The organism is Haemophilus sp. SZY H8 (assembly GCF_018829755.1).
In the GTDB taxonomy this organism is placed as follows: Bacteria; Pseudomonadota; Gammaproteobacteria; order Enterobacterales; family Pasteurellaceae; genus Haemophilus; species Haemophilus haemolyticus_K.
Genome location: NZ_JAHKJY010000001.1, coordinates 74,930 through 101,555, shown reverse-complemented (window position 1 = coordinate 101,555; position 26,626 = coordinate 74,930). Strand labels below are relative to the sequence as shown.

Annotated in this window: 27 protein-coding genes and 1 riboswitch; of the genes, 15 read left to right on the top strand and 12 right to left on the bottom strand. The window is 37.9% G+C overall.

Annotated features, from left to right (window positions below):
• Positions 1–132: 132 nt before the first annotated feature.
• From fnr to purE, 4 genes are all read right to left on the bottom strand, one after another.
• Entirely contained in the window at positions 133–906 is a 774-nt protein-coding gene (gene fnr, locus KKW16_RS00450) for a fumarate/nitrate reduction transcriptional regulator Fnr (protein ID WP_048953226.1), read from the bottom strand.
• Between the two features lie 257 nt (positions 907–1,163).
• Positions 1,164–2,354, bottom strand: coding sequence for an amino acid aminotransferase (locus tag KKW16_RS00445; RefSeq protein ID WP_065264795.1), 1,191 nt, complete (start codon positions 2,352–2,354; stop codon positions 1,164–1,166).
• 139 nt (positions 2,355–2,493) lie between these two features.
• Entirely contained in the window at positions 2,494–3,582 is a 1,089-nt protein-coding gene (gene purK, locus KKW16_RS00440; protein ID WP_065264796.1) for a 5-(carboxyamino)imidazole ribonucleotide synthase, read from the bottom strand.
• 69 nt (positions 3,583–3,651) lie between these two features.
• Positions 3,652–4,146: a 5-(carboxyamino)imidazole ribonucleotide mutase gene (gene purE, locus KKW16_RS00435; protein WP_065264797.1), complete on the bottom strand. Its 495-nt coding sequence runs from the start codon at positions 4,144–4,146 to the stop codon at positions 3,652–3,654.
• 170 nt (positions 4,147–4,316) lie between these two features.
• On the opposite strand from purE, the gene KKW16_RS00430 reads away from it, so the two are divergent.
• From KKW16_RS00430 to KKW16_RS00405, 6 genes are all read left to right on the top strand, one after another.
• Positions 4,317–4,565 carry a type II toxin-antitoxin system HicA family toxin gene (locus KKW16_RS00430; RefSeq protein WP_048953222.1) on the top strand — a complete coding sequence of 83 codons (249 nt, stop codon included), beginning with the start codon at positions 4,317–4,319 and terminating at the stop codon, positions 4,563–4,565.
• The gene (locus tag KKW16_RS00425; protein WP_048953221.1) at positions 4,562–4,906 is read left to right on the top strand and encodes a type II toxin-antitoxin system HicB family antitoxin; all 345 of its coding nucleotides are present in this window, start codon (positions 4,562–4,564) and stop codon (positions 4,904–4,906) included. Before KKW16_RS00430 ends, KKW16_RS00425 begins: the two co-directional genes overlap by 4 nt.
• Positions 4,907–4,959: 53 nt before the next feature.
• A complete protein-coding gene (gene pepN, locus KKW16_RS00420; protein ID WP_215767733.1) occupies positions 4,960–7,569 on the top strand; it encodes an aminopeptidase N in 2,610 nt (869 codons plus the stop codon).
• Between the two features lie 198 nt (positions 7,570–7,767).
• The gene (gene metE / locus KKW16_RS00415) at positions 7,768–10,038 is read left to right on the top strand and encodes a 5-methyltetrahydropteroyltriglutamate--homocysteine S-methyltransferase (RefSeq protein WP_048953219.1); all 2,271 of its coding nucleotides are present in this window, start codon (positions 7,768–7,770) and stop codon (positions 10,036–10,038) included.
• A 173-nt stretch (positions 10,039–10,211) separates the two neighbouring features.
• Entirely contained in the window at positions 10,212–10,961 is a 750-nt protein-coding gene (locus tag KKW16_RS00410) for an ESPR domain-containing protein (protein ID WP_048953218.1), read from the top strand.
• 357 nt (positions 10,962–11,318) lie between these two features.
• Positions 11,319–11,936, top strand: coding sequence for a YadA family autotransporter adhesin (locus KKW16_RS00405; RefSeq protein ID WP_053087831.1), 618 nt, complete (start codon positions 11,319–11,321; stop codon positions 11,934–11,936).
• A 331-nt stretch (positions 11,937–12,267) separates the two neighbouring features.
• On the opposite strand, the gene metF is transcribed toward KKW16_RS00405, so the two are convergent.
• Entirely contained in the window at positions 12,268–13,149 is an 882-nt protein-coding gene (gene metF / locus KKW16_RS00400; protein WP_048953217.1) for a methylenetetrahydrofolate reductase, read from the bottom strand.
• Between the two features lie 310 nt (positions 13,150–13,459).
• On the opposite strand from metF, the gene rplM reads away from it, so the two are divergent.
• From rplM to KKW16_RS00380, 4 genes are all read left to right on the top strand, one after another.
• Positions 13,460–13,888: a 50S ribosomal protein L13 gene (rplM, locus tag KKW16_RS00395; protein ID WP_005628896.1), complete on the top strand. Its 429-nt coding sequence runs from the start codon at positions 13,460–13,462 to the stop codon at positions 13,886–13,888.
• A 16-nt stretch (positions 13,889–13,904) separates the two neighbouring features.
• The gene (gene rpsI / locus KKW16_RS00390; RefSeq protein WP_005631594.1) at positions 13,905–14,297 is read left to right on the top strand and encodes a 30S ribosomal protein S9; all 393 of its coding nucleotides are present in this window, start codon (positions 13,905–13,907) and stop codon (positions 14,295–14,297) included.
• A gap of 173 nt (positions 14,298–14,470) precedes the next feature.
• Positions 14,471–15,109 carry a stringent starvation protein SspA gene (gene sspA, locus KKW16_RS00385; protein ID WP_005633569.1) on the top strand — a complete coding sequence of 213 codons (639 nt, stop codon included), beginning with the start codon at positions 14,471–14,473 and terminating at the stop codon, positions 15,107–15,109.
• Positions 15,109–15,561 carry a ClpXP protease specificity-enhancing factor gene (locus KKW16_RS00380; protein WP_048953216.1) on the top strand — a complete coding sequence of 151 codons (453 nt, stop codon included), beginning with the start codon at positions 15,109–15,111 and terminating at the stop codon, positions 15,559–15,561. The genes sspA and KKW16_RS00380 overlap by 1 nt, the downstream gene beginning before the upstream one ends.
• 35 nt (positions 15,562–15,596) lie before the next feature.
• Here the strand turns inward: KKW16_RS00380 and dxs are convergent, their stop codons facing one another.
• Genes dxs through xseB form a run of 3 tightly spaced genes read right to left on the bottom strand, consistent with a single transcriptional unit; the run spans position 15,597 to position 18,658 of the window.
• A complete protein-coding gene (gene dxs, locus KKW16_RS00375; protein ID WP_048953215.1) occupies positions 15,597–17,474 on the bottom strand; it encodes a 1-deoxy-D-xylulose-5-phosphate synthase in 1,878 nt (625 codons plus the stop codon).
• 54 nt (positions 17,475–17,528) lie between these two features.
• A complete protein-coding gene (gene ispA / locus KKW16_RS00370) occupies positions 17,529–18,419 on the bottom strand; it encodes a (2E,6E)-farnesyl diphosphate synthase (RefSeq protein WP_048953214.1) in 891 nt (296 codons plus the stop codon).
• Positions 18,419–18,658 (bottom strand): exodeoxyribonuclease VII small subunit, encoded by a 240-nt coding sequence (gene xseB, locus KKW16_RS00365; RefSeq protein ID WP_048953213.1) that lies wholly within the window; start codon positions 18,656–18,658, stop codon positions 18,419–18,421. The genes ispA and xseB overlap by 1 nt, the downstream gene beginning before the upstream one ends.
• Positions 18,659–18,816: 158 nt before the next feature.
• Between xseB and thiI the strand changes: the two genes are divergently transcribed.
• The 5 genes from thiI (at position 18,817) to moaE (ending at position 22,797) form a co-directional block, all read left to right on the top strand.
• Complete coding sequence (thiI, locus tag KKW16_RS00360) at positions 18,817–20,268, top strand: tRNA uracil 4-sulfurtransferase ThiI (RefSeq protein ID WP_048953212.1); 1,452 nt, start codon at positions 18,817–18,819, stop codon at positions 20,266–20,268.
• Positions 20,269–20,431: 163 nt separating this feature from the next.
• A riboswitch (molybdenum cofactor riboswitch) is annotated at positions 20,432–20,573 on the top strand.
• A complete protein-coding gene (moaA, locus tag KKW16_RS00355; protein ID WP_048953211.1) occupies positions 20,562–21,575 on the top strand; it encodes a GTP 3',8-cyclase MoaA in 1,014 nt (337 codons plus the stop codon). Its footprint overlaps the riboswitch before it by 12 nt.
• Before the next feature lie 30 nt (positions 21,576–21,605).
• On the top strand, positions 21,606–22,088 hold the full coding sequence (gene moaC / locus KKW16_RS00350; protein WP_048953210.1) for a cyclic pyranopterin monophosphate synthase MoaC: 483 nt from the start codon (positions 21,606–21,608) through the stop codon (positions 22,086–22,088).
• A 9-nt stretch (positions 22,089–22,097) separates the two neighbouring features.
• On the top strand, positions 22,098–22,343 hold the full coding sequence (gene moaD / locus KKW16_RS00345; protein WP_048953209.1) for a molybdopterin synthase sulfur carrier subunit: 246 nt from the start codon (positions 22,098–22,100) through the stop codon (positions 22,341–22,343).
• Position 22,344: 1 nt separating this feature from the next.
• On the top strand, positions 22,345–22,797 hold the full coding sequence (gene moaE, locus KKW16_RS00340; RefSeq protein WP_048953208.1) for a molybdopterin synthase catalytic subunit MoaE: 453 nt from the start codon (positions 22,345–22,347) through the stop codon (positions 22,795–22,797).
• A 43-nt stretch (positions 22,798–22,840) separates the two neighbouring features.
• Here moaE and trpA read toward each other — a convergent pair whose 3' ends face one another.
• The 4 genes from trpA to KKW16_RS00320 form a co-directional block, all read right to left on the bottom strand.
• Positions 22,841–23,647: a tryptophan synthase subunit alpha gene (trpA, locus tag KKW16_RS00335; protein ID WP_048953207.1), complete on the bottom strand. Its 807-nt coding sequence runs from the start codon at positions 23,645–23,647 to the stop codon at positions 22,841–22,843.
• On the bottom strand, positions 23,647–24,843 hold the full coding sequence (trpB, locus tag KKW16_RS00330; protein ID WP_048953206.1) for a tryptophan synthase subunit beta: 1,197 nt from the start codon (positions 24,841–24,843) through the stop codon (positions 23,647–23,649). The genes trpA and trpB overlap by 1 nt, the downstream gene beginning before the upstream one ends.
• A gap of 17 nt (positions 24,844–24,860) precedes the next feature.
• Positions 24,861–25,619: an SDR family oxidoreductase gene (locus KKW16_RS00325; RefSeq protein ID WP_080351544.1), complete on the bottom strand. Its 759-nt coding sequence runs from the start codon at positions 25,617–25,619 to the stop codon at positions 24,861–24,863.
• Positions 25,620–25,794: 175 nt separating this feature from the next.
• Positions 25,795–26,379 carry an FMN-dependent NADH-azoreductase gene (locus tag KKW16_RS00320; RefSeq protein ID WP_048953204.1) on the bottom strand — a complete coding sequence of 195 codons (585 nt, stop codon included), beginning with the start codon at positions 26,377–26,379 and terminating at the stop codon, positions 25,795–25,797.
• Positions 26,380–26,626 lie beyond the last annotated feature (247 nt).

The window sequence follows — 26,626 nt, the reverse complement described above, 5'->3', positions numbered from 1 at the left end:
ATAACCTCCGAAGCTTTTCATAGAATAAAAAAGAATCTTTAGAATGGCAAGGTGTGAGAGATAAAAAGGTGATCTTATTCTAAGATTATTTTTATCTATGTAAAAAAGGCGTGAATTTGCACGCCTTTTTCATTATTCAACCATTGTAATTTTGGTTTTATTTGTTCCAGTTAACTCAATCAAACCATCAATATCATTAATAGTAATATATTTTCCTTGTACGGTGAGGATACCCAATTTTTGGAAACGACCTAATAAACGACTAATAGTTTCAACAGTTAAACCAAGATAATTTCCTATATCGCCTCGAGTCATGGTTAAACGGAATTCTTTAGCTGAAAAACCACGAGCAGAGTATCGTTTAGAAAGATTATGAATAAAAGCAGCCAAGCGTTCTTCCGCATTCATTTTAGACAGTAATAAAATCATTTCTTGATCACTTTTAATTTCATTACTCATTAAGCGTAAAATTTGTTGGCGTAATTTTGGCATTTTACCGGCTAAGTCATCCAAAATATCATAAGGAATTTCGCATACCATTGCAGTCTCTAATGCTTGAGCAAAACTTGGGTGTTGCATTTGAGTAATTGCATCAAAACCAACTAAATCACCAGGTAAGTGAAAAGAGGTAATTTGTTCTTCACCAGATTCACTAATGGTATAGGTTTTTATGGTGCCAGAACGAATAGCGTAAATAGAATTGAGTGTGTCACCGGCTTTATAAAGTACTTGGGATTTTTGAATGGGTTTTTTTCGTTCGATAATATTATCAAGCTGATCTAATTCGTGTTCGTTCAGTGTAAAAGGGATACAAAGTTGGCTAATACTGCAATCCTGGCAATGAATAGCACAACCTCCCGATTGAATCCGGCGTCCTGCCTTGGTTTCTGCAACGAAATTCTTCATGTAAACCTCAAATATTTCGAGAAATTAGTGTAAAATTGATCTAACGCAAAAAAGTATACCACTAATTAGTCATATAAAGAAGAGTAAATCATCAATGCCTGCTGAGAAATTAACCAAAAAACGTTTGATTCAAATTTTGATTATGTTGTGCATTCTTATAATCGCATTTGTTTGTCGATATTTTTGACATTGAGGGATATTGGTAAAGAATAAGGGCTAAATTTTTTTAAATTTTAGCCCTCTTAAACTCAGAATGATTAAAGCACTTTCACAATACTTTCACATAAATAACGAATATTATCTTCTGTGATACCTGCCACATTGATACGACCAGAACGAACAGCGTAAATGGCAAACTCATCTTTTAAACGATCTACTTGTTCAGGTGATAAGCCACTGAAAGAGAACATACCGTTTTGTTCCATGATGAAGCTGAAATCTTGTTCTGCACCATATTCTTTTAATAACTGAACGAATAAATGACGCATTTTTTTGATACGTTCACGCATTTCAGTCAATTCATTTTCCCATTCTTGGCGAAGTTGAGCATCATTTAATACTGTTGCTACAGTTGCCCCACCATGAGATGCTGGGTTAGAGTAGAGTGTACGAATAATTGATTTCACCTGTGTTAATGCAGTTGAAGCAATTTCTGCATTTTCAGCCACAAGGGTAAAAGCGCCTACACGCTCATTGTATAAACCAAAGTTTTTAGAGAATGAACTTGCCACTAATAATTCTTTATGATTTGCCGCAAAAGCACGTAAGCCATAAGCATCTTCATCTAAGCCATTGGCTAAACCTTGATAAGCAAAGTCAAAGAGTGGTAACCAGCCATTTTTTGCTGAAAGTGCGGCTAATTCTTGCCATTGTTCAGGGGTCGGGTCAATACCAGTTGGATTGTGGCAGCAACCGTGTAAAAGCACCACATCACCTTCACTTGCTTGGCTTAAATCTTCAAGTAAATGTTCCCAGTCAAGGGCTTTGCGTTCAGCATCATAATAACGATATTCACGAATCGTCATGCCCACCGCATTGAAAATGGCATTGTGGTTTGGCCATGTTGGGGTGCTGATCCAAACATTTTGTGCTTTGGTTTGACGTTTAATAAATTCAGCCGCAATGCGTAATGCGCCTGTTCCACCTAAACTTTGTACTGTTCTCGCACGATTAGATTGGATGACTTCAGAATCTTTACCGAAAAGGAGTTCTTTTGTTCGTTCGTTATAATCAGCAATACCATCGATAGTTAGATAATTCTTCGTTTTTTCCTTATCAAATAAGCGTTTTTCTGCTTCTTTCACTGCACGCATAATCGGGGTTGTGCCTTGTGCATCTTTATAAACACCAATACCTAAATTGATTTTATTTTCACGTGTTTCGGATTTGAATGCTTCGCCTAAGCCTAAGATTGGATCGGCTGGTGCCGCTTTGATATGTTCAAACATAGCTTTTCCTTATGTATGTGTTGTGTGGTGTATAATTTTATACTTCAGCCGTTTTATTTTATCAAGAAAGATTTTTATAAAAATTAACCGCACTTTGATATTTTTAAATATTCATCAAAAAGTGCGGTCATTTTTTACATTATTTTAGTTTTTCAATCGCCCAATTTAATCCAGATTGATAATCTTCTGGTAATTCAGTACGGAGTTTTTCTAATTGTTGAATAATGACTGCTTTGTTAGGATGAGAAAGATTGATATGCCCAACCTTACGTCCAGCTCTGACTTCTTTACTGTACCAATGAAGTTGTGCAAACGGTGTATTAAGCCATTTTAGATTATGGTTTGTGCCGATTAAATTCACCATCACGCTAGGGGAGAAAACCTGTAGTTCAGGTGTTGGCAAATCAAGTAGCGCACGTAAATGTAATTCAAATTGGCTAATCGAGCATCCTAGTTGTGTCCAATGTCCACTGTTATGTACACGAGGCGCAAGTTCGTTAATCAGTAATTTGTCGCCTACAACAAAACATTCCATTGCCATTACACCCACATAGCCTAATTTATCCATAATTTTGCCGAGCATGGCTTCCGCTTGTTTTTGTTGTGTGGATTGTTGAGGAAACGCAATATCAACCACACTGTAACGCAAAATACCGTTTTGTTGCAGATTATGTGTAACGGGATAAAAACGTTTTTCGCCATTTTTAAATCTTGCGCCTACAATAGAAACCTCATAATCGAAAGGAATAAATTTTTCTGCGATCACTTCACCAAATAAGTCATCGGTGATGTCCGCTTTGTTTTCATTGTTGATAATCCATTGACCTCGTCCATCATATCCGCCTGTTCTGCGTTTAACGACAACTTTCTCGCCAACAGTTTGGAAAACATCATTCCATTGCGTTTTATCTTTTAATAAACACCAAGGCGAGGTCGAAAGATTCAGTTCATCAAGCAAGGATTTTTGAGTAAAACGATCGGCTAATAATCCAAATACATGTTGATTAACGAAGTTTTTATGGTTACCGAGTAATTCAGTCAAAGGCGTTTTTTCCCAGCGTTCAATTTCCGCAGTGATGATCGCATTTTCAGGTAAGCCAAAAACTGGCGCATTGAAGGCTAAGGGTTCAACATAAATATCTAAAGGGGCACCTGCGTAACGTAACATTCTGCCGAGTTGTCCGTTGCCGAGTACATAAACGGTTGGATATAAGGTGGAGTTTTGCATAATATTTCTCGTTAAATTTACGAAAAAAACAACCGCACTTTAGAAGTGCGGTCAGAACTGAAGAAATTTTTATGTGCGTGGATCGGGATTGTCCAGTACAGCATGAGTTTGGCTTTCACGGAAAGATTGCAAGCGTGAAAGTAATTCTGCATCCCAACCCGCTAGAATTTGGGCTGCTAACAATCCAGCATTTGCTGCACCTGCAGGGCCAATTGCTAATGTTCCGACAGGAATCCCTTTTGGCATTTGCACAATCGAATAAAGGCTATCTACGCCACTTAACATAGAACTTTTTACTGGTACACCCAGCACCGGCACAAGTGTTTTCGCTGCGATCATACCAGGTAAATGTGCTGCACCGCCTGCCCCAGCAATAATTACTTTATAGCCATTTTTTTGTGCATTTTCAGCAAATTCAAAAAGTTTATCAGGCGTACGATGAGCCGAGACGACTTCCACATGATAAGGTACTTTTAATTCATCTAAAATCTGAGTTGCCTCTTGCATGGTAGCCCAATCGCTTTTGGAACCCATTACAACGGCAATTTGTGCAGTGTTTGACATGCTATTTTCTCAATTTTTTAATTAAAAACGTGGCGTAGAATAGCACATCTTACACATATTAGGCAAACGTTTGCTATTTGCGTAGGTAGTATCTAGTCTTATTTTATAATTATTTGATTTTTAAATTTTAGTAACTATACTTGATACCAAATTAATGGGTGATAGTTTATATGGGACGAACTGAAAAATTATTAGATAAGCTCGCACAGTCAAAATCTACATTTGATTGGAATGAATTAGTTTCTTTGTTAGCTCAACAAGGTTATGAAAAGCGAGAAATGGCCGGTTCTCGAGTGAGATTTTATAATAGAACGCTCGATCATACGATTTTGTTACACAAGCCTCACCCTGAAAATTATATTAAAGGCGGTGCTTTAAAGTCAGTGAAAGAATCATTAAAACAGGTAGGTATTCTATGAAGTTATTAAATTATAAAGGTTATGTAGGCACGATTGAGGCGGATTTAGAAAACAATATATTGTTTGGCAAACTTGCTTACATTCGTGATTTAGTGATTTACGAAGCAGAGTCATTATCTGAGCTAGAAAAAGAATTTCGTCAATCTGTTGATTTATATTTACAAGATTGTTTGGAATTAGGTAAAGAACCGAATAAGCCTTTTAAAGGTGTATTTAATGTACGAATTGGCGAGGAATTACATAGAGAAGCAACGATCATAGCAGGCGAGCGTTCGCTTAATGCTTTTGTGACGGAAGCGATTCAAGAAAAAATTTTTCGTGAAAAACCAAGTTTAAGATAACAAAACGTAACGATATCATACTCACATTTTCTTTCTTCAAAGTAGGGCAAATTATGTTAGCCAAAGCAAAATATAGAAAAGATTACAAACAACCAGATTTTACGGTTACCGACATTTATTTAGATTTTCAACTCGATCCTAAACATACTGTGGTAACCGCAACCACAAAATTCCAACGCTTAAATGATGAAGCAACTTCTTTACGTTTAGATGGGCATAGCTTCCAGTTTTCTTCTATTAAATTTAATGGTGAGCCATTTTCTGCCTATCAACAAGATGGGGAGAGTTTAACGCTCGATTTAAAAGGTAAAAGTGCGGAAGAATTTGAACTTGAAATTGTGACCTTCCTTGTACCAGCCGAAAACACTTCATTACAAGGGTTATATCAGTCTGGTGAAGGCATTTGTACGCAATGTGAGGCGGAAGGTTTCCGTCAAATTACTTATATGCTTGATCGCCCCGATGTACTGGCACGTTATACAACCAAAATTACTGCAGATAAAACTAAATATCCTTACTTACTTTCTAATGGTAACCGCATTGCAAGTGGTGAATTAGAGGATGGTCGTCATTGGGTGGAATGGAACGATCCGTTTCCGAAACCAAGCTATTTATTTGCTTTAGTGGCGGGAAATTTTGATTTATTACAAGATAAATTTATTACTAAAAGTGGACGAGAAGTTGCATTAGAGCTTTATGTAGATCGCGGTAATCTTAACCGTGCAACTTGGGCAATGGAAAGTCTGAAAAAAGCGATGAAATGGGATGAAGATCGCTTTAATTTAGAATATGACCTCGATATTTATATGATCGTTGCAGTGGACTTCTTCAATATGGGCGCAATGGAAAACAAAGGGTTAAATATCTTTAACTCTAAATTCGTGTTGGCAAATCCACAAACAGCAACAGATGAAGATTATCTTGCCATTGAAAGTGTGATTGCACACGAATATTTCCATAACTGGACAGGCAACCGTGTTACCTGCCGTGATTGGTTCCAATTAAGTTTGAAAGAAGGTTTAACGGTTTTCCGTGATCAAGAATTTTCTTCAGATACGGGTTCTCGAGCTGTTAATCGCATTAATAATGTGAAATTTTTACGCACGGTTCAATTTGCTGAAGATTCAAGCCCAATGTCGCACCCAATTCGCCCTGAAAAAGTGATTGAAATGAATAATTTTTACACGGTGACCGTATATGAAAAAGGGGCAGAAGTGATTCGTATGTTGCATACTTTATTAGGTGAGCAAGGTTTCCAAAAAGGGATGCAGCTTTATATTGCTGAAAATGATGGTAAAGCGGCAACCTGTGAAGACTTTGTTTCCGCAATGGAACGTGCAAATAACCTCGATTTAAATCAATTCCGCCGTTGGTATAGCCAATCGGGTACACCAGAATTATTGATTAGCGATACGTATGACGAAAAAACGCATACTTATCGTTTAACAGTTTCACAATCCACACCGCCAACCGCAGATCAAATGGAAAAAGTGAATTTACATATTCCATTAAAAGTGGCGCTTTATGATGCGAATGGCACGAAACAAATGCTACAACATAATGGCGAATTGTTGAGTGATGTATTAAATGTTACTGAAAAAGACCAAGTCTTCGAGTTTCATGGCATTTATGGTCGTCCAATTCCAGCATTGTTATGTGATTTTTCTGCACCGGTAAAACTGGATTATGATTATAAAACGGAGCAGTTATTAGGCTTGCTGAAATTCGCAGATAATCAATTTATCCGTTGGGATGCGGCTCAGATGTTATTTGCACAAGAATTACGCCGTAATGTTGTGCGTTTTCAACAAGGTGAGGCACTAGAAATTTCGCCTGAAATCTTGACCGCACTTTCTCATGTTCTGAACCATTATGAGAAAGATATTGAACTGGCAACCTTAATTCTCACCCTTCCAAAAGAAATGGAATTTTCGGAAGGTTTCAAAACCATCGTTCCTGATGGCATTTCAGCCGCAAGAGCATTTATGCAAGCGCAAATTGCCGAGACTTTAAAAGATGATTTCTTGCGCGTTTATACTCATATTCGTCTTGATGATTATCAAGTTACGCAACAAGACATCGCCTTACGCGCAATGCGTAATCTTTGCTTAACTTATTTGGCTTATACCAATTTGGGTAACAACTTAGTCCAAAAACACTACAATAATGCGAATAATATGACCGATACATTGGCTGCATTAAGTGTTGCGACTAAAGCGGCATTACCTTGCAGAGATGCGTTATTAGCTGATTTTGAACAAAAATGGCAACATGATGGATTAGTGATGGATAAATGGTTTGCATTACAAGCCACTCGCCCAGATGAAAATGTGTTGGAAATTATTCAGTTATTAATGGATCACCCAAGTTTTAACTTCAACAATCCAAACCGTTTGCGTGCATTAGTAGGTAGCTTTGCAAATCACAACTTAAAAGCATTCCATAATGTAAGTGGATCAGGCTATCGTTTCTTAACTGATGTGTTAATTCGTTTAAATGAAAGCAATCCGCAAGTGGCTGCGCGTTTAATAGAGCCATTAATTCGTTTTTCTCGCTTTGATGCTCAACGCCAAACCTTGATGAAACGTGCTTTAGAACGCTTAAGCATTGTAGAAAATCTTTCAAAAGATTTATTTGAAAAAATTGAGAAAGCGTTGCAGTAAAAGTGTGGTAAATTTTGCAATAGTTTTGGGGCATTTAGTATGCCCCTTTATTTTATACGTGGTTTTAGTATTAATTTATTTCATACAAATCCTGAAAATAATAAGTTTGCATAATACACTGAGATGACGCATTCTATACCCGTACAGACGTTTAGCCGTCTAAATGATTAAGAAGATTACTTTAAAACGGGAGTTATTATGACAACATCACATATCTTAGGCTTTCCTCGTGTAGGTGCAAAACGTGAATTAAAATTTGCACAAGAACGTTATTGGCGTAAAGAATTAGCAGAGCAAGATTTATTAGATTTAGCGAAAGCGTTGCGTGAAAAAAACTGGAAACATCAAGCAGCGGCGAATGCGGATTTTGTGGCTGTGGGCGATTTCACGTTCTACGATCATATTTTAGATTTACAAGTGGCAACAGGGGCAATTCCTGCTCGTTTTGGTTTTGATAGCCAAAATTTAACCCTTGATCAATATTTCCAACTTGCACGTGGTAACAAAGATCAATTCGCAATTGAAATGACTAAATGGTTCGATACGAACTATCACTATCTCGTGCCAGAATTTCATAAAAATACACAATTCAAAGCTAATCCAGCACATTATGTAAATCAAATTCGTGAAGCAAAAGCCTTAGGTTTAAACTTCAAACCTGTGATTGTTGGCCCATTAACATTCTTATGGTTGGGTAAAGAAAAAGGCGAAGCATTTAACCGTTTCGATTTATTAAATCAATTAGTGCCTGTTTATGTTGAAATCTTAAATGCATTAGTGGCTGAAGGTGCGGAGTGGATTCAAATTGATGAACCTGCATTAGCATTGGATTTACCTGCAGAATGGGTTGAAGCCTATAAATCTGTGTATGCTGAATTAAGCAAGGTGAATGCAAAATTATTGTTAGCCACTTATTTTGGTTCCGTTGCACAACACGCTGAGTTATTAAAAGCCTTACCTGTTGCGGGCTTGCATTTAGATTTAGTTCGTGCACCAGAACAACTTGCAGCCTTTGAAGATTACAGCAAAGTGTTATCTGCAGGTGTGATTGAAGGCCGTAATATCTGGCGTGCAAACTTAAACAAAGTGTTAGATGTATTAGAGCCATTAAAAGAAAAATTAGGCGAGCGTTTATGGATTGCACCAAGCTGTTCATTATTGCACACCCCATTTGATTTAGAAGTGGAAGTACAATTAAAAGAAAAAAATCCTGCACTTTACAGCTGGTTATCTTTCACACTACAAAAAGTAGAAGAATTAAATGTATTAAAACAAGCCTTAAATCATGGCAGAGCCTCTGTACAAGCGGCATTAGATGCAAGCCAAGCGGCAGCAGATGCACGTGCAACCTCAAAAGAAATTCATCGTCCTGAAGTGGCAGATCGATTAGCAAACTTGCCAAAAGGTGCGGATCAACGTAAATCGCCATTTGCAGAACGTATTGTTAAGCAAAATGCGTGGTTAAATTTACCGCTTCTTCCAACCACAAACATTGGTTCATTCCCACAAACGACTGAAATTCGTCACGCCCGTGCAAGTTTCAAAAAAGGTGAATTATCCCTTGCAGATTACGAAGCGGCAATGAAAAAAGAGATCGAATATGTGGTACGTCGCCAAGAAGAATTAGATTTAGATGTATTAGTTCACGGCGAAGCAGAACGCAACGACATGGTGGAATACTTTGGGGAATTATTAGATGGTTTCGCATTCACTAAATTTGGTTGGGTACAAAGCTACGGTTCACGTTGTGTGAAACCACCAGTAATTTACGGTGATGTAACTCGCCCAGAGCCAATGACAGTACGCTGGTCACAATATGCACAAAGCTTAACAAACCGCGTGATGAAAGGGATGTTAACAGGCCCTGTGACAATTCTTCAATGGTCATTCGTGCGTAACGACATTCCACGTTCAACCGTATGTAAACAAATCGGCGTGGCATTATCTGATGAAGTGTTAGATTTAGAAGCAGCAGGCATTAAAGTTATCCAAATTGATGAGCCAGCTATTCGTGAAGGTTTACCACTTAAACGTGCAGATTGGGATTCATACTTACAATGGGCAGGCGAAGCATTCCGTTTAAGCTCAATGGGCGTGCAAGATGATACGCAAATTCACACTCATATGTGTTATTCCGAGTTTAACGACATCTTACCAGCGATTGCTGCATTAGATGCGGACGTGATTACCATCGAAACTTCACGTTCAGATATGGAATTATTAGATGCCTTCGTGAAATTCAACTACCCGAATGACATCGGTCCAGGTGTGTATGATATTCACAGCCCACGTGTACCAACCGCAGGTGAAATCGAACACTTATTACGCAAAGCGTTAAATGTCATTCCAAAAGAACGCTTATGGGTAAACCCAGACTGCGGTTTAAAAACTCGCGGCTGGACAGAAACTATCGATCAACTAAAAGTGATGGTGGATGTAACCAAAAAATTACGTGCGGAATTAGCGTAAATTTTAAGTTTATTACTTAACTGTAACTTAAGGACTGAGGTTGTATTTTACCATTTCAGTCCTTTATATTTATGGTGAAACATAAAATAGATGATTGTTATAATTATGTTGTTGTTGTTGTTGTGTACAATCCGTGTTCAATTTTTTACTGTTACTATTTAAAGAGGAAAATTATGAATAAAATTTTTAGAATTGTATGGAACGAAGCAGCTCAAGCCTGGGTCGCCGTATCTGAACTGACTAAAAAACACAAAAAACGTGCTTCTGTAACCGCCGTTGCAGCTACTCTTGTTGCTGGCATGCTTTCTCCTTTCGCGCAGGCGAGTACGACGGACTCGGATGTGGCTAAGAATCTTCAACCTTCTGAGTTGGGAACAGACTATTATTTTCGTGTTACGACAGCTAACACTGGTGAGCCAGACGATCTTGATTATTATAATGGATGCAAGAATGGAAATGTAGACAGTGCATGCCCAGATACAGAGATGAATATAGGCGTATTAGATAAAGATTCAGTTATAACAGAAGAGACAAAGGATAAGAGCGATAATTCCAGATTGATTTTAGAAGGGAATAAAGGGATTAGACTTACAAGAAAGAACGATAACTATACGGCTCATAAAATCACCTTTGATGCGCCAGTCGAGGTTGCTAGCGGTAGCGGTGCGGTATCAATAGAGCAGCCTGTGGAAGGTGATAACGCAGGCCATACAATTATTAAATCTGAAATCATATCCGGTACTCCAGATAAAATAGGAGTGGAATCTAAAGATGGTGTAACCAAAATTACCTGGGTAGGTGGTGCTGGTGGTGCAAAAGGTGCTGACGGTAAATCGGCTTACGACCTCTGGAAAGCAAAAGATGGCAATGCTGATAAATCTGAAGCAGACTTCTTAGCTTCACTTAAAGGTGATAAAGGTTAGAACGGTACTAATGGTACTAACGGTAAATCAGCTTACGACCTCTGGAAAGCAAAAGATGGCAATGCTAATAAATCTGAAGCAGACTTCTTAGCGTCCCTTAAAGGTGAGAACGGTACTAACGGTAAATCGGCTTACGACCTTTGGAAAGCAAAAGATGGCAATGCTGATAAATCTGAAGCAGACTTCTTAGCTTCACTTAAAGGTGATGCTGGCCGTCAAGTAGTTGCGGGTAAGGGTATTACTGCTACAGTAAATACAGATGATACATTAAGGATTGAAGCAAAAACCAAACCAAACGGTGGTATTAGCGCACAAGAAGAAGGTCTTTCTATCGATACTGATGGCACAACAATCACATTGAAGTCAGGTAAAGTTTCAGCGGCAACGGGTACGATTACAGCGGGAGAGACTCCATCTGTTGCTACAGCTGATGCGAATAAACTGGCGAAAGCTGGCGAAGTAGCGGAAGCGATTAAGGCTGCGAAAACTAAAGTAGTTGCTGGTAGTGGCATTAAAGTCACATCTAGTGGCAATGGATATACTGTTTCTGCCGACTTACCGTTTACTAAAAATGCAGATAAGTCAATTAGCTTAAATGAGGAAGGTGTAATCCGTAATGTGGCTAATGGACGTGTAGCTAAAGACAGTAAAGATGCCGTGAATGGTAGTCAGTTACATGCTGTTGAACGCCGTTTGAGTGGCAATATGGATAAGTTAAACCATCGCATCGATAAAATGGGCAAACGTGCAGATGCTGGTACGGCAAGTGCAATTGCTACGGCAAACTTGCTCCAATCTTATCGACCTGGTTTGTCAGCTGCTACTGCTGCAGTAGGTGAATATCGTGGCCAATCTGCGGTTGCTGTTGGTTATAGTCGCCTTTCTGATAATGGAAAATATGGTGTGAAATTATCACTAGGTGCTAATACACAAGGTAATGTTGGTGCCGGTGCTGGTGTAGCATATTTCTGGTAATAACCTGATTTTCCTTTAACTTTCGAATGAAAGGTTGATATTAAAATGTGATGATTGCGTTGTGATCATCACATTTTTTATTATTTGCACATTATTCCTGTTCCTCGTAGAATACGAGCAATCTTACCTTTAAAGTGCGGTGAAAATTAACCGCACTTTTCTTACAGTCAACTATCCTGAGAGATAAACGAGTATGTATCAATTATTCCGTCACGGCATTTTCCAAAAGCTCGGTTTTTTTGATAATCATTTATCTAAGATAAAAATTGTAAAGAAAAAAGAACCCACGCTTTGAAAGAGCGTGGGCTTTGAATATTAAATAAGTCGTATATTAGCTAGGTCTTACACCTAACATATGACAAATTGCATAAGTTAATTCACTACGATTTAGCGTATAGAAATGGAAGTCATTCACTCCTTCGCGAGATAAAATTTTCACCATATCCATCGCAACACTTGCTGCTACAAGATTACGAGTAGTTTGATCATCGTCTAATCCTTCATAAGCGTTAACAAGCCATGCAGGAATTTTCACATTAGTGAAAGAAGCCATTTTTTGTAATTGCTTAAAGTTAGTTACAGGTAAAATGCCCGGCACGATTTCAGTATCAATACCAATTGATGCACAACGATCACGGAAACGTAGGTAGTTTTCAATATCAAAGAAAAATTGAGTGATAACATGATTTGCACCTGCATCAATTTTACGTTTTAAATTAATCAAGTCTGCTTGTGCTGATTTTGCTTCTGGATGAACTTCTGGATAAGCAGCCACAGAAATATCAAAATCAGCGACAGAACGGAGTAATTCCACGAGATCTGACGCATAAAATGGTTTTTTGGCATATCCTTTGGGTTCGTCACCGCGTAACGCAACGATACGACGAATACCACTGTTCCAGTAATCTTTAGCAATTTGTTTTAATTCTTCAGGTGTGGCATCAATACCAGTTAAATGCGGAGCCGCTTCTAATCCAGTTTCTTGTTTGATTGCTTTTACAATGCTATGAGTGCGGTCACGCTCGCCTGAGTTTGCGCCATAAGTAACAGAAACGAATTTCGGTTTTAACACTTTTAAACGATGAATCGAATCCCATAAAAGCGTTTCCATTTTTTCATTTTTGGGTGGGAAAAATTCAAAAGAAACATTAATTTTTTTATTGAAGTCAGCGATGTGCTGATTAAGTATGTCAATTTCTTTAGCGTAGCTCATAAAAATTCCTATAACTAGTATGATGATATTTGAGTTAACAATAAAATAACTTTATGTATGAGTCAATTTTAATAAATTCATTAAAAATATTAATTTAGTTAATGTAAATAGGTTTCAGCAAAAATACTAAAATATTGCATAAAAAATTAGCATTCATGAAATAAATATGTATAATACACCGACCCTGTAAATGTGCGAATTCCCATCGTACATTATTTTATCGAGATCTCACTCGAAGGGGTGGCGATTAAGATCAATGGTTGTGTTCGTAAGAACACTGGGTATCAAACTAATTTTTGGTAATTAATTAATGAAAACTTTTGTAGCAAAACCAGAAACGGTTAAACGCGACTGGTACGTAGTAGATGCGACAGGTAAAACTTTAGGTCGTTTAGCGACTGAATTAGCACGTCGTCTTCGTGGTAAACACAAGGCTGAGTACACTCCACACGTAGATACTGGTGATTACATCATCGTTATCAACGCAGACAAAGTGGCAGTAACTGGTCGTAAAGAAACAGATAAACTTTACTACTGGCACACTGGCTATGTAGGTGGTATTAAACAAGCGACTTTCAAAGAAATGATCGCTCGCCGTCCTGAAGCAGTGATTGAAATTGCGGTTAAAGGTATGTTGCCAAAAGGTCCATTAGGCCGTGCAATGTTCCGTAAATTAAAAGTGTACGCAGGTGCTGAACACCAACACGCTGCACAACAACCACAAGTATTAGATATTTAATCACGAGGTTTAGAAAATGGCAGAGAATCAAAACTACGGCACAGGTCGCCGCAAAAGCTCTTCAGCTCGTGTATTTATCAAACCGGGCAGTGGTAAAATCACTATCAACCAACGTGAATTAGACGTTTACTTCGGCCGTGAAACTGCGCGCATGGTAGTACGTCAACCATTAGAATTGGTTGAATTAACTGATAAATTAGACCTATACATCACTGTTAAAGGTGGTGGTATTTCTGGTCAAGCGGGTGCAATCCGTCACGGTATCACTCGTGCATTGATGGAATACGATGAAACATTACGCCCAGCACTTCGTGCAGCTGGTTTCGTTACTCGTGACGCACGTCGCGTTGAACGTAAAAAAGTGGGTTTACACAAAGCACGTCGTCGTCCACAATACTCAAAACGTTAATTTTTATTTTCGTTTCGAAAAAGAAAAGCAGAGAGAAATCTCTGCTTTTTTGTTATCTAACTTATTGATTATAAAACAATAAAAAAGAATTGTTTGGCAAATGACTTACGCTTTGTGGTAGAATACACACCCCTTATAAAATATAGAATATTTTTGGATCTTCGGAGGAATAAATGTCCAGCGCATCAAGTAAACGTTCAGTAATGACCCTTTTTTCAAATAAAGATGATATTTACTGTCATCAGGTAAAAATTGTTTTAGCTGAAAAAGGTGTACTTTATGAGAACGAAGAAGTTGATTTGCAAGCATTACCAGAAGATTTAATGGAATTAAATCCGTATGCTACGGTGCCTACGTTAGTTGATCGTGATCTTGTTTTGTTTAGTTCACGAATTATTATGGAATATCTTGACGAGCGTTTTCCGCATCCACCATTAATGCAAGTGTATCCAGTTTCTCGAGCAAAAGATCGTCTTTTGATGTTACGAATTGAACAAGATTGGTATCCAACTCTCAAGAAAGCAGAAAATGGTACAGAAAGTGAAAAAGCTGAAGCACTCAAACAATTAAAAGAAGAACTTTTAGCGATCACACCAGTTTTCCAGCAAACACCTTATTTCATGAATGAAGAGTTTGGTTTAGTGGATTGTTACGTTGCGCCATTGTTATGGAAATTAAAACATTTAGGCGTGGAATTTACAGGTCCAGGTAGTAAACCAATTAAGGGATATATGGATCGTGTATTTAGTCGAGATTCATTCTTGCAGTCTGTAGGTGAGGCTGCACCAAAAAATTTAATGGATGATAAGTAATGGAATATAAAGCTTCCCCTAAGCGCCCCTATTTATTACGCGCCTATTATGATTGGCTAGTAGATAATAATTTCACGCCTTATTTAGTTGTTGATGCGACTTACTTAGGTGTGAATGTTCCGGTCGAATATGTAAAAGATGGACAGATTGTATTGAACTTGTCTGCCAATGCTACGGGCAATTTACAACTTACAAATGATTTCATTCAGTTTAATGCCCGGTTTAAAGGTGTTTCTCGTGAACTGTATATTCCAATGGGCGCAGCGCTCGCGATCTATGCTCGTGAAAATGGCGATGGGGTGATGTTTGAGCCAGAAGAGGTTTACGATGAACTTAATTCTGAGCCAGATACTGAACAGCCAACTAGTTTTCATGAGGCTGTAGATAGCCCTAGAAAACGAGAAGAAAAAAAGAAAACAAAATCAGCTTCTCATTTAAGAATTATTGATTAAGAAAAAACGCGATGAAGTTATCATCGCGTTTATTTTTACAAATTGTCCTGTTTTGCAATAAAGTTGAGAATTTTTTCTTCAATTCCTTTTGAATCTAATCCTAAATCTTTCAATGCTTCTTGCTGTGTTGCTTGTGGAATAAAATAATCTGGCAAACCAAGCTGTAAAAGTGCGGTTGATTTTCCAGATGAATTTAGCACTTCCGCTACAGCAGATCCCGCTCCACCTTGAATTGCATTTTCTTCTAATGTGACTAAATAATCGTGAGTTTGTGCAAGCACATTAATCATTTCAATATCAATCGGTTTCACAAAACGCATATCGACAACTGTTGCATTGAGTTTTTCTGCTGCCTCTAAAGCGGACGGTAAAAGGGTACCAAAATTTAAAATCGCAATTTTTTGACCTTCTCGAATTAAACGTGATTTACCGATAGGAAGTATCTCTAAAGGAGTTAGTTCAACACCAATGGCATTTCCGCGAGGATAGCGCACTGCTGCAGGTTTCCCACATTGATAACCTGTATAGAGCATTTGACGGCATTCATTTTCATCACTTGGTGTCATGATAATCATATTGGGAATGCAACGCATAAAGCTAAGATCAAATGCCCCTTGATGTGTTGGGCCATCAGCCCCTACGATACCCGCTCGATCAATCGCAAATAATACAGGGAGATTTTGAATAGCCACATCGTGAATCAATTGGTCGTAAGCACGTTGTAGAAATGTCGAGTAAATCGCAACTACGGGTTTATATCCGCCAATAGCAAGTCCAGTGGCAAACGTAACGGCGTGTTGCTCTGCAATCGCTACATCAAAATATTGTTCTGGGAAACGCTGAGAAAATTCCACCATGCCAGAACCTTCGCGCATTGCAGGTGTAATACCAATAATTTTGGAGTCTTTTTCTGCCATTTCGCATAGCCAATCACCAAAAATTTTCGAATAAGTTGATTTAGTATTGTGTTTAGGCAATTCACCACTGATTGGGTCAAATTTTGGTACGCCGTGGAAACCAATTGGATCTTTTTCTGCAGGGGCGTATCCTTTACCTTTTTTAGTTTTGATATGTAAGAATTGTGGTCCCTTCAGATTACGCATATTCGTAAGTGTTGCCACTAATTCGTCAATATTATGCCCATCCACTGGGCCAATATAATTAAAACCGAGCTCTTCAAATAATGTACTTTCTGGTGAGAACATCACTCCTTTCATATGTTCTTCGGTTTTTTTCATAAAGTTTTTTACAGGTGGAACTTTATCGAGAATTTTTTTACTTCCATCTCGTAATGTGGAGTAGATAGAACCAGAGAAAATACGAGCAAGGTGATTATTTAACGCGCCAACATTTTCTGAAATAGACATTTCATTGTCATTTAAAATGACCAACATATCAGTGTGAACAGAACCTGCATGATTCAGCGCTTCAAAAGCCATTCCCGCAGTAATTGCGCCATCACCGATTACGCATACCGTTTTTCTACCTGCATTTTCTCGTTCTGCGGCGACAGCAATACCTAATCCAGCACTAATAGAAGTAGAGGAGTGGCCAACGCTTAATACGTCAAATTCACTTTCTTCACGCCAAGGGAAAGGATGAATACCGTCTTTTTGGCGAATTGTGGACATTTGATCTCGACGACCCGTTAAAATTTTGTGGGGATAAGCTTGATGTCCAACATCCCAAATTAACTGATCAAATGGTGTTTTATACACGTAGTGTAGTGCAACAGTTAGCTCTACAGTGCCTAAACCTGATGCTAAATGCCCGCTAGTTTGACTAACAGATTCTAAAAGATAACCACGTAATTCTTGGCAGAGTTGTGGTAGCTGCTCTTTATTTAAAAGACGCAAATCTTCTGGTGAATTAATCAAAGATAATAAGGGGTAATTGTTCATATTGTTAGTCATTTTAAAAACTTTATAATGTTTGACCGCACTTTGTCAGCATTGACGCGGTCGGTATTAACTTTTTCTTGTAATAATGAATTCAGCTAATGCACGAAGTGCGGTCGTATCAAAAGGAATTTTTTCTAATTCAGACAAAGCACTTTGATATAGATCTTGCGCTTTTTGTTTTGCGCCGCTTAACCCAAGTAATTTTGGATACGTACTTTTATCTAAATCAAGATCCGCGCCGACTTGTTTGCCAGTTTCTGCACTATCACCCTCAATATCTAAAATATCGTCTTGAACTTGAAAGGCTAAGCCAATGGCTTCCGCATATTGTGTTAAGGATTGTTCTAACCTTTTGTCGGCAAAATGCGGAGAACAAATAAAACCTAATTTTAATGCGGCAATCAGCAATGCGCCCGTTTTGTTACGATGGATTAATTCTAATTCGCTTAAACTAATTTGTTTATGCTCAGAGATAAGATCTAAACTTTGCCCTAAGCACATTCCTTGTACGCCAGAGCCTTGAGCTAAAATTTTAACTAAAGCCAGTTTTTGTTCAGAAGAAATATTTGGCGTTTTAGTTAACATTTCAAAAGCAAAACTTTGCAGTGCATCGCCCGCAAGAATAGCCGTAGCTTCATCAAATTGGATATGACAAGTAGGGTGCCCACGACGTAGATTGTCATCATCCATTGCAGGTAAATCATCGTGAATTAAGGAATAGGCATGAATGGCTTCAATAGCGGCAGCTGCGTAATCTAAGGTTTGTTTTTCAGCACCAAGCATTTGACCTGTTGCGTAAACTAAAAAAGGTCTAACTCGTTTACCACCAAGTAATAATGCGTATTTCATCGCGTCAAGCAAAGGTGCATTATGACTTTCAATGCCTTCAAATTGAGCTTCTAAAAAGCGATTGATACGAGTTTGAACCTGTTGTAATTCTTCAGAAAAGTTACCCATTAAGCATTCCCTTCATAATCATTCAATGGGGCATCTTCAGTTTTTTGCAATAAGATCTGAATACGTTGTTCTGCTTGTTGTAAACGTTCTTGTCCTAACTTAGCGAGTTGCACACCTTGTTCAAATTTTTTTAACGCTTCTTCTAACGGTAGATCGCCATTTTCTAAATGTGTAACAATATTTTCTAACTGCGCTAACGTTGTTTCAAAATCTTGTGAAGATGCGGGTTTACGCGCCATGGAATTATCCTTTTTCACGGTAAAAATTGCTTGCCATTGTACTGTATTTTACTTGAGTTGTTAAAAAATTATTTCAAGCTAGGACCAGTGGACTTTTCACTATCTTTGCGTAAAATACTAGCCACTTTAAATACCCAAGAAATGCCCAAGCTATTTATATGAAATTTATCGTTAAACTTTTTCCTGAAATTATGATTAAGAGCGAAACTGTTCGTAAACGTTTCTCAAAAATTTTAACCTCTAATATCCGCAATATTTTACAGAAATATGATGAAGAAACAGCAGTTGTACGTCACTGGGATTACATTGAAGTGCGGTCAAAAAATGAAGAAAATCGTGAAGAATTAATCGCCTTGTTACAACGTATTCCTGGTATTCATCATTTTTTAGAAGTTGAAGAAAAACCGTTTACCGATTTACATCATATTTTTGAATTGACGCTTGCTTATGTCGCGCAACAACTTCAAGGCAAAACCTTTTGCGTTCGAGTAAAACGTAAGGGGAAACATAAATTTAGTTCGATTGAAGCAGAACGTTATATCGGCGGTGGATTAAATCAACATATTGAAAGCGCAAAAGTGCGGTTGAAAAATCCAGAGGTGACAGTTCGTATTGATATTGAAGATGACAAAATGATGTTAGTTAAAGCACGTCATGCAGGCATTGGCGGTTATCCGATTGGGACGCAAGAGGATGTGCTTTCTTTGATTTCTGGGGGATTTGATTCAGGTGTATCGAGTTATATGTTGATTCGTCGTGGTTCCCGAGTTCATTATTGTTTCTTTAATCTTGGTGGCGCAGCCCATGAAATTGGCGTAAAACAAATGGCTTATCATATTTGGCAACGCTATAGCGCTTCACATAAAGTACGCTTTATTGCGATTAACTTTGAAGGGGTTGTCGGTGAGATTTTAGAGAAAGTCGATAATGGCCAAATGGGCGTTGTATTAAAACGGATGATGGTGCGAGCAGCAAGTAAAGTCGCTCAACGTTTTAATATTGAAGCGATTGTGACAGGGGAGGCATTAGGACAAGTTTCTAGCCAAACTTTAACCAATTTACGCTTGATTGATGAAGCCGCTGATGCCTTAGTATTACGCCCGTTAATTACGCATGATAAAGAACAAATTATCGCGATGGCGAAAGAAATTGGCACTGACGATATTGCAAAATCTATGCCGGAATTTTGTGGAGTGATTTCAAAAAATCCTACGATTAAAGCTGTTCGTGAAAAGATTCTAGAAGAAGAAGGGCATTTTAATTTTGAGATTCTTGAAAGTGCGGTGCAAAATGCAAAATATTTAGATATTCGCCAGATTGCAGAAGAAACAGAAAAAGAAGTGGTAGAAGTCGAGGCAATTTCTGTATTAGGTGAAAATGAAGTGATTTTGGATATTCGTAGCCCAGAAGAAACGGATGAAAATCCATTTGAATCGGATACACATGAAGTCATTCAAATGCCGTTCTACAAACTTTCTTCTCAATTTGCTAGCCTTGATCAAAGTAAAAATTACGTGTTGTATTGCGAGCGTGGCGTGATGAGCAAATTACAAGCCTTATATTTGAAAGAAAATGGTTTTTCAAATGTGCAAGTTTTCTCAAAAAAATAATGTTTAAATTTACTATATATTAGTAAGCATATATGTTGTTTTAAAATACCATTATATATTTTTTTATATAGTTTATTTTTAAGAATTTATATAAATTTTGTTTTTCATCAAAATTAGTAATTGTGTTAGCGAAGTGAAATCTTTTAAAATCACGAGTAATAAATTTTACGCATAACTCCGAGCTTGTTGACCTACGTTTATATTCAAAATAGGGTCGCAATGCCAATAACGATGTTTGTTATTCAGGGATACGCTGGAAACGGTTTATCCTCTCCATATTAGAAAGGTGTCACATGCAATCAATTCCCATTAAAAACGTAGGGAACGTGGGATTAGTCGATGCGTTCCAGCGTGCCTATTATTATTTACGACTGTCAATAACTGATCAGTGTAACTTTCGTTGTAACTATTGTTTACCCAATGGTTATCAGCCTGAAGCAAACAAGCCAAGTTTTCTTACCTTAAGTGAGATTGTTCGTGTCGCAGAAGCATTTGCTGCTATGGGGACAGAAAAGATTCGTTTAACTGGTGGAGAACCCACTTTACGTAAAGATTTTATTACGATTGCTGAAAATGTAGCGAATGTAAGTGGCATTCGTCAGTTAGCTTTAACTACAAATGGCTATCGTATGGCAAAAGATGTAGATGCTTGGCAACGTGCGGGCATTACTTCCATTAATGTTAGTGTTGATAGTCTTGATCCTAAAATGTTTCATCAAATTACAGGAATTAATAAGTTTGATGAGGTGATGAGAGGAATTGAGCGAGCCTTTGAGATTGGTTATAAAAAAGTTAAAGTCAATTCAGTATTGATGAAAAATTTAAATGATCATGAATTCAATCAATTTTTAGCTTGGGTAAAGAATCGTCCAATCCAAATGCGCTTTATTGAGCTAATGCAAACGGGAGAAATGGATACTTTCTTTCATCATCACCATCTTTCTGGTGAAATTTTAGTCAAGAAATTATTAGAGCAAGGTTGGCAATTACAACAAAAAGCTATAACAGATGGTCCTGCAAAGGTATTTAAACATCCTGATTATATGGGTGAGATAGGATTGATCATGCCATATGAAAAGAATTTCTGTGCAAGTTGTAATCGTCTTCGTGTGTCAGCAAAAGGAAAATTACATCTTTGTTTATTTGGTGAAGAGGGGATTGAACTGCGCGATCTTTTACGTTCAGATGATCAGCAATCAATTTTACAGGCTCGGATTTTTTCTGCGCTTCAAGGTAAGCGTGAACACCATTACTTACACCAAGGCGACACTGGCATTCGTCAGCATTTAGCATCTATCGGTGGATAAATTTCTTAAAATTAACCTCACTTTTAAATTATGAAAACATTTACGCATATCAATAGCCAAGGTGAAGCCAATATGGTGGATGTTTCTGGCAAAATAGAAACCGTACGCGAAGCACGTGCAGAAGCTTTGGTGACAATGGCGCCTGAAACTTTAACTATGATTCTTAGTGGGCAGCATCATAAAGGTGATGTTTTTGCAACTGCGCGTATTGCAGGCATTCAAGCAGCTAAACGAACATGGGAATTAATTCCGCTTTGTCATCCTTTGCTACTTTCTAAAGTAGAGGTCAGTCTTGAACCTTTAGTGGAAAAACACCAAGTACGAATTGAGTCTTTATGTAAACTTTCGGGAAAAACTGGCGTAGAAATGGAAGCATTAACAGCGGTAAGTGTTGCTGCTTTAACTATTTATGACATGTGTAAGGCTGTTCAAAAAGATATGGTTATTGAATATGTACGTTTATTGGAAAAAAGTGGTGGAAAATCAGGTCACTTTGTTGCCCAACATAAATAGGGAAATAACATGCTAAAAGTATTATTTTTTGCTCAAACACGAGAATTAATTGGTGTAGATGAACTTTCTATTGAGGCAGAATTTACTACAGCTGATAAATTACGTGAACATTTAGCGCAAAAAGGTGATAAATGGGCATTAGCTTTAGAAAAAGAAAAACTGCTAGTTGCGATAAATCAAACCTTAATGCCTCTTGAAAGTGCGGTAAAATCAGGTGATGAAATTGCATTTTTTCCACCAGTAACAGGGGGATAAGATGAGTAATATTCATATTTCAGTACAGGAAGCTGAGTTTGATCAAAATGCAGTTTATCATTGGCTTTCTGAATCTCACTCTGTTGGTGCAACAGTAATTTTTGTTGGAAAAGTTCGTGATCTTAATTTAGGTGATGATGTTTCGAGTCTATACTTAGAACATTATCCTGCAATGACCGAAAAAGCACTACAAGAAATTATTTCTGAAGCTCAATCCCGTTGGAATATCCAACGAGTTAGTGTGATTCATCGAGTAGGATTATTGCATACGGGAGATGAAATTGTATTAGTAGGAATAAGCTCTTCTCACCGTGGCGATGCCTATCATGCAAATGAATTTATTATGGATTATCTAAAATCTAAGGCACCTTTTTGGAAAAAAGAACAAACCAACAAAGGGGATCGCTGGATAAAGGCGAGAGATTCAGATAAAGAAGCATTAAAGAAATGGTAATAAAAAAGCGGTGGATTTCACCGCTTTTTTTGTATTTTATAAGTTATTTTGTTGCTGCTTTCATCGCTTGAACAAATTCAGCTAATTCAGCTAAACATTGCTCGTGATTATCCAGATTCCGCTCAATGATTTTCACCGTTGCAGAACCTGAAATCGCACCCGCTGCCCCCAAAGTCAATGTTTCTTTAACTTGCTCTGGTTGAGCAATACCGAAGCCTTGTAAAATTGGCGGAGCATTATGTGCCTTAAGCTGTTCTACAAGGGTATCTAAATTTGCTGCATGAGCTTGATTTTCAGCACTCGTTACGCCTGCGCGTGAGACTAAATAGGTATATCCTTCGCTATTTTGTGCTACACCTTGGATCGTTTTCTCATCCGCATTTGGCGGGCAAATAAATACCGGTTGAATGCCGTGTTTTTTGGCTGCTTGTACATAATCTTCTTTTGCGAGTAACGGAATATCTGCCACAAGCACAGCATCAACACCGACTTCTGCACAACGTTGATAAAAAGTATCTAGTCCTTTGGCAAAAATTAAATTGGCACAAAGTAACAAGCTAATCGGAATCTCTGGATATTTTGACCGCACTTTTTCTAATAACTTAAAGCTATCTTCAGTACTATGGCCTGCAGTTAAAGCACGATTATTCGCAGCTTGGATCACGGGGCCATCGAGTAGTGGATCAGAAAAAGGGAAGCCAAGCTCTAAAGCATCTGCACCGTTATCCACAAGCGTACAAATAATGTCAAAAGAGCGGTCAAAAGTAGGGTCACATAAGGTGACGAAAGGAACAAATGCCCCTTCATTTTTTGCTTTAAGCGCAGCAAATTGAGTTTCAAAACGGCTCATTATTTCATTCCTTTTTCTGTCAAAATTTTATCTACGGTGAAAATATCTTTATCACCACGGCCAGATAGATTCACGACTAAAATTTGTTCTTTGTTAGGTTCTTGATGAATCATTTTTAATGCTTGAGCAAGGGCGTGTGAGCTTTCTAATGCAGGAATAATACCCTCATGTTTAGCTAACTCTTGGAAAGCATTCAATGCTTCATCATCGGTAATACTTGGATATTCTGCTCGTCCAATACTTTGTAAATAAGCATGTTGAGGACCAACAGAAGGGAAGTCTAACCCGGCTGAAACAGAGTAGGATTCCTCTACTTGACCATCTTCAGTTTGCATTAAAGGGGATTTCATCCCGAAATAAATACCCACTTTTGCATGACCTAATGGTGCGCCATGTTCACCGCTTTCAATGCCTTTACCCGCAGGTTCAACGCCAATCAAATGCACATTTGCTTCATCAATAAAATCAGTAAACATGCCAATTGCATTCGAACCACCGCCAACAGCAGCAATTACTGCATCAGGTAAACGACCTTCTCGTTCGAGAATTTGACGTTTCGTCTCAATTCCAATCATTTTTTGAAATTCTCTCACAATCGTTGGGAAGGGATGAGGGCCTGCCGCCGTTCCAAGTAAATAATGGGTGGTTTCATAGTTTGCTGACCAATCACGCATAGCTTCGCAACAAGCGTCTTTTAAAGAGCAAGAGCCTTTTTGTACAGGAATCACTTCCGCGCCCATTAAACGCATACGAAATACATTCGGCGATTGACGCTCAACATCTTTTGCGCCCATATAAATACGGCATGGCATATTTAACATAGCACAAGCTAGGGCAGTAGCAACACCATGTTGACCCGCACCTGTTTCGGCTATAATACGTGTTTTACCCATACGTTTAGCTAATAAAATTTGCCCTAATACTTGGTTAGTTTTATGGGCACCACCGTGTAATAAATCTTCACGTTTAAGATAGATTTTCGCTTTAGTACCTTTTGTTAGGTTACGACAAAGGGTGAGTGCGGTCGGTCTTCCCGCATAATTTTTGAGTAAATCTTGAAATTCACATTGGAATTCAGGATCGTCTTTCGCTTCTACAAATGCTTTCTCAAGCTGTTTAAGCACTGGCACGAGTATTTCTGGTACGTACATCCCCCCAAACTCGCCAAAATAGGGGTTTAAAAGAGTTTCTGACATTGTGTTTCCTTATTGTTTTAATTTGAATTTCTTGCCACATTAAGCGGTGCAAAAGTTTGAGCAGTTGGCATCACTTCAATGCGATTAATATTAACGTGTTCTGGTTGTTGATTGAGCCATAAAACCATATTTGCAATATCTTGTGGTGTAACGTATTGCACATTTTCATAAACTTTTTCTGCTCGTTTATCATCACCTTTAAAGCGCACATTAGAAAATTCTGTTCCACCACAAAGGCCTGGCTCTAAGTTTGTTACACGAATATTTTTACCCGCGAGATCGGCCCTTAGATTTAAACTAAATTGCTTCACAAAAGCTTTCGTACCACCATATACATTACCACCCGGGTAAGCATAATTGCCTGCTATTGAACCAATATTTATAATATGGCCCGTATTTCGTACAACCATTTGAGGCAAAACAAATCGAGTAATATTTACCAATCCTTTAATATTGGTATCAATCATTTGTTCCCAATCATCAAGATTCGCTTTATCGGCAGATTCTAAGCCAAGAGCCAATCCTGCGTTATTAACGAGTAAATCAATATTTTTCCATTGTGTAGGTAAAGATGTAATTGCTTCTTGAGTCGCTAGTCGATCAGATATATCGAAAGCAAGAGGAAGAAATTTTTCACCCAATTCAGCTTTTAGTGAAGTTAAACGTTCAGTACGACGGCCAGTACCAATTACAAAATATCCAGCTTGAATAAGCGCTCTACAAATTGCAGTACCAAATCCTGCAGTAGCACCAGTAATAAGGGCAATTTTAGACATCATTTTCTCCTTTCTTATGTAGAATATTTTTATACTACTACACTAGTACAAAAAAATATATAAATTTATGAAGAAAATGTAGGAATTTTATTTTCTATAAAAAAACTACACTAGAAGTATTTGAATCTATCTAGTGTAGTCATTTTATAAGTTTCAGATGAAATAAAATGAAGGCTTAAAGAGCGGTAATAATTTCATTAATTTTTGCTTTTGCTGATACTTGTGCTTTTTCAATGGCTTCAGCGCCTAGTCCGATGCCTTTTGCATAGACAAATTTTACATCGGTGATACCAATAAAGCCCAAAATAGCTTTCATATACTGGGTCACCAAATTTTCTTCATCATACAGCCCACCAAATGCACATAACACAATCGCTTTTTTACCTTTTAATAACCCTTCTGGCCCATTTGCCGTATATTGGAAAGTGACGCGTGGGCGTGCGATAAAATCAAAATAAGTCTTTAATTGTGTTGGGATACCAAGATTATACATTGGAGCACCAATAACCAGAGTCTCTGCATTTTTTAATTCGGAGACTAATTCATCGGAAAGTGCAAGAAGTTGTTTTTCTTCATTATTTTTAGGTTCACCGCGTACAGCCGTTGCTGCTGTGGCATCAAAATATGGAAGTGGTTGTTGGGCTAGATCGCGTACCACAATGTGATTACCTTGTAATTTTTCGATAACATAATCGGCTAATTGATTGGTCTGGGCGTTATTTCCTGAAATGCTAGATTTTAATACTAATACGTTGCTCATTTTTATTCCTTAACTGTGTATTTAAAAGTGCGGTTATTCTATCCTTTATTTTTAGGATATAAAGTCCCTAGCCAGAAAAACATTATTTCCTTTTTGTAAAATATGGGCATTTATTTAACAATGTCTTAAGAAAGTGATAGAATTTGCCACTCATTTTTTGCCTAATTTCGCTCGTTCAATGGTAGGAATGAAGCCAAGTAGGGCAAAAGTGCGGTTAATTTTTATAGAATTTTAAACGAACACGTCA

Bases quoted from the DNA above. Each gene is read 5' to 3' on its own strand.
- thiI (WP_048953212.1), top strand. From the start codon at position 18,817: ATGAAATTTATCGTTAAACTTTTTCCTGAAATTATGATTAAGAGCGAA.
- KKW16_RS00320 (WP_048953204.1), bottom strand. From the start codon at position 26,379: ATGAGCAACGTATTAGTATTAAAATCTAGCATTTCAGGAAATAACGCC.
- KKW16_RS00325 (WP_080351544.1), bottom strand. From the start codon at position 25,619: ATGTCTAAAATTGCCCTTATTACTGGTGCTACTGCAGGATTTGGTACT.
- moaA (WP_048953211.1), top strand. From the start codon at position 20,562: ATGCAATCAATTCCCATTAAAAACGTAGGGAACGTGGGATTAGTCGAT.
- moaE (WP_048953208.1), top strand. From the start codon at position 22,345: ATGAGTAATATTCATATTTCAGTACAGGAAGCTGAGTTTGATCAAAAT.
- KKW16_RS00425 (WP_048953221.1), top strand. From the start codon at position 4,562: ATGAAGTTATTAAATTATAAAGGTTATGTAGGCACGATTGAGGCGGAT.
- moaD (WP_048953209.1), top strand. From the start codon at position 22,098: ATGCTAAAAGTATTATTTTTTGCTCAAACACGAGAATTAATTGGTGTA.
- pepN (WP_215767733.1), top strand. From the start codon at position 4,960: ATGTTAGCCAAAGCAAAATATAGAAAAGATTACAAACAACCAGATTTT.
- purK (WP_065264796.1), bottom strand. From the start codon at position 3,582: ATGCAAAACTCCACCTTATATCCAACCGTTTATGTACTCGGCAACGGA.
- rplM (WP_005628896.1), top strand. From the start codon at position 13,460: ATGAAAACTTTTGTAGCAAAACCAGAAACGGTTAAACGCGACTGGTAC.
- purE (WP_065264797.1), bottom strand. From the start codon at position 4,146: ATGTCAAACACTGCACAAATTGCCGTTGTAATGGGTTCCAAAAGCGAT.
- KKW16_RS00380 (WP_048953216.1), top strand. From the start codon at position 15,109: ATGGAATATAAAGCTTCCCCTAAGCGCCCCTATTTATTACGCGCCTAT.
- KKW16_RS00410 (WP_048953218.1), top strand. From the start codon at position 10,212: ATGAATAAAATTTTTAGAATTGTATGGAACGAAGCAGCTCAAGCCTGG.
- KKW16_RS00430 (WP_048953222.1), top strand. From the start codon at position 4,317: ATGGGACGAACTGAAAAATTATTAGATAAGCTCGCACAGTCAAAATCT.
- moaC (WP_048953210.1), top strand. From the start codon at position 21,606: ATGAAAACATTTACGCATATCAATAGCCAAGGTGAAGCCAATATGGTG.
- trpB (WP_048953206.1), bottom strand. From the start codon at position 24,843: ATGTCAGAAACTCTTTTAAACCCCTATTTTGGCGAGTTTGGGGGGATG.
- trpA (WP_048953207.1), bottom strand. From the start codon at position 23,647: ATGAGCCGTTTTGAAACTCAATTTGCTGCGCTTAAAGCAAAAAATGAA.
- xseB (WP_048953213.1), bottom strand. From the start codon at position 18,658: ATGGCGCGTAAACCCGCATCTTCACAAGATTTTGAAACAACGTTAGCG.
- metF (WP_048953217.1), bottom strand. From the start codon at position 13,149: ATGAGCTACGCTAAAGAAATTGACATACTTAATCAGCACATCGCTGAC.
- sspA (WP_005633569.1), top strand. From the start codon at position 14,471: ATGTCCAGCGCATCAAGTAAACGTTCAGTAATGACCCTTTTTTCAAAT.
- rpsI (WP_005631594.1), top strand. From the start codon at position 13,905: ATGGCAGAGAATCAAAACTACGGCACAGGTCGCCGCAAAAGCTCTTCA.
- dxs (WP_048953215.1), bottom strand. From the start codon at position 17,474: ATGACTAACAATATGAACAATTACCCCTTATTATCTTTGATTAATTCA.
- ispA (WP_048953214.1), bottom strand. From the start codon at position 18,419: ATGGGTAACTTTTCTGAAGAATTACAACAGGTTCAAACTCGTATCAAT.
- fnr (WP_048953226.1), bottom strand. From the start codon at position 906: ATGAAGAATTTCGTTGCAGAAACCAAGGCAGGACGCCGGATTCAATCG.
- metE (WP_048953219.1), top strand. From the start codon at position 7,768: ATGACAACATCACATATCTTAGGCTTTCCTCGTGTAGGTGCAAAACGT.
- KKW16_RS00445 (WP_065264795.1), bottom strand. From the start codon at position 2,354: ATGTTTGAACATATCAAAGCGGCACCAGCCGATCCAATCTTAGGCTTA.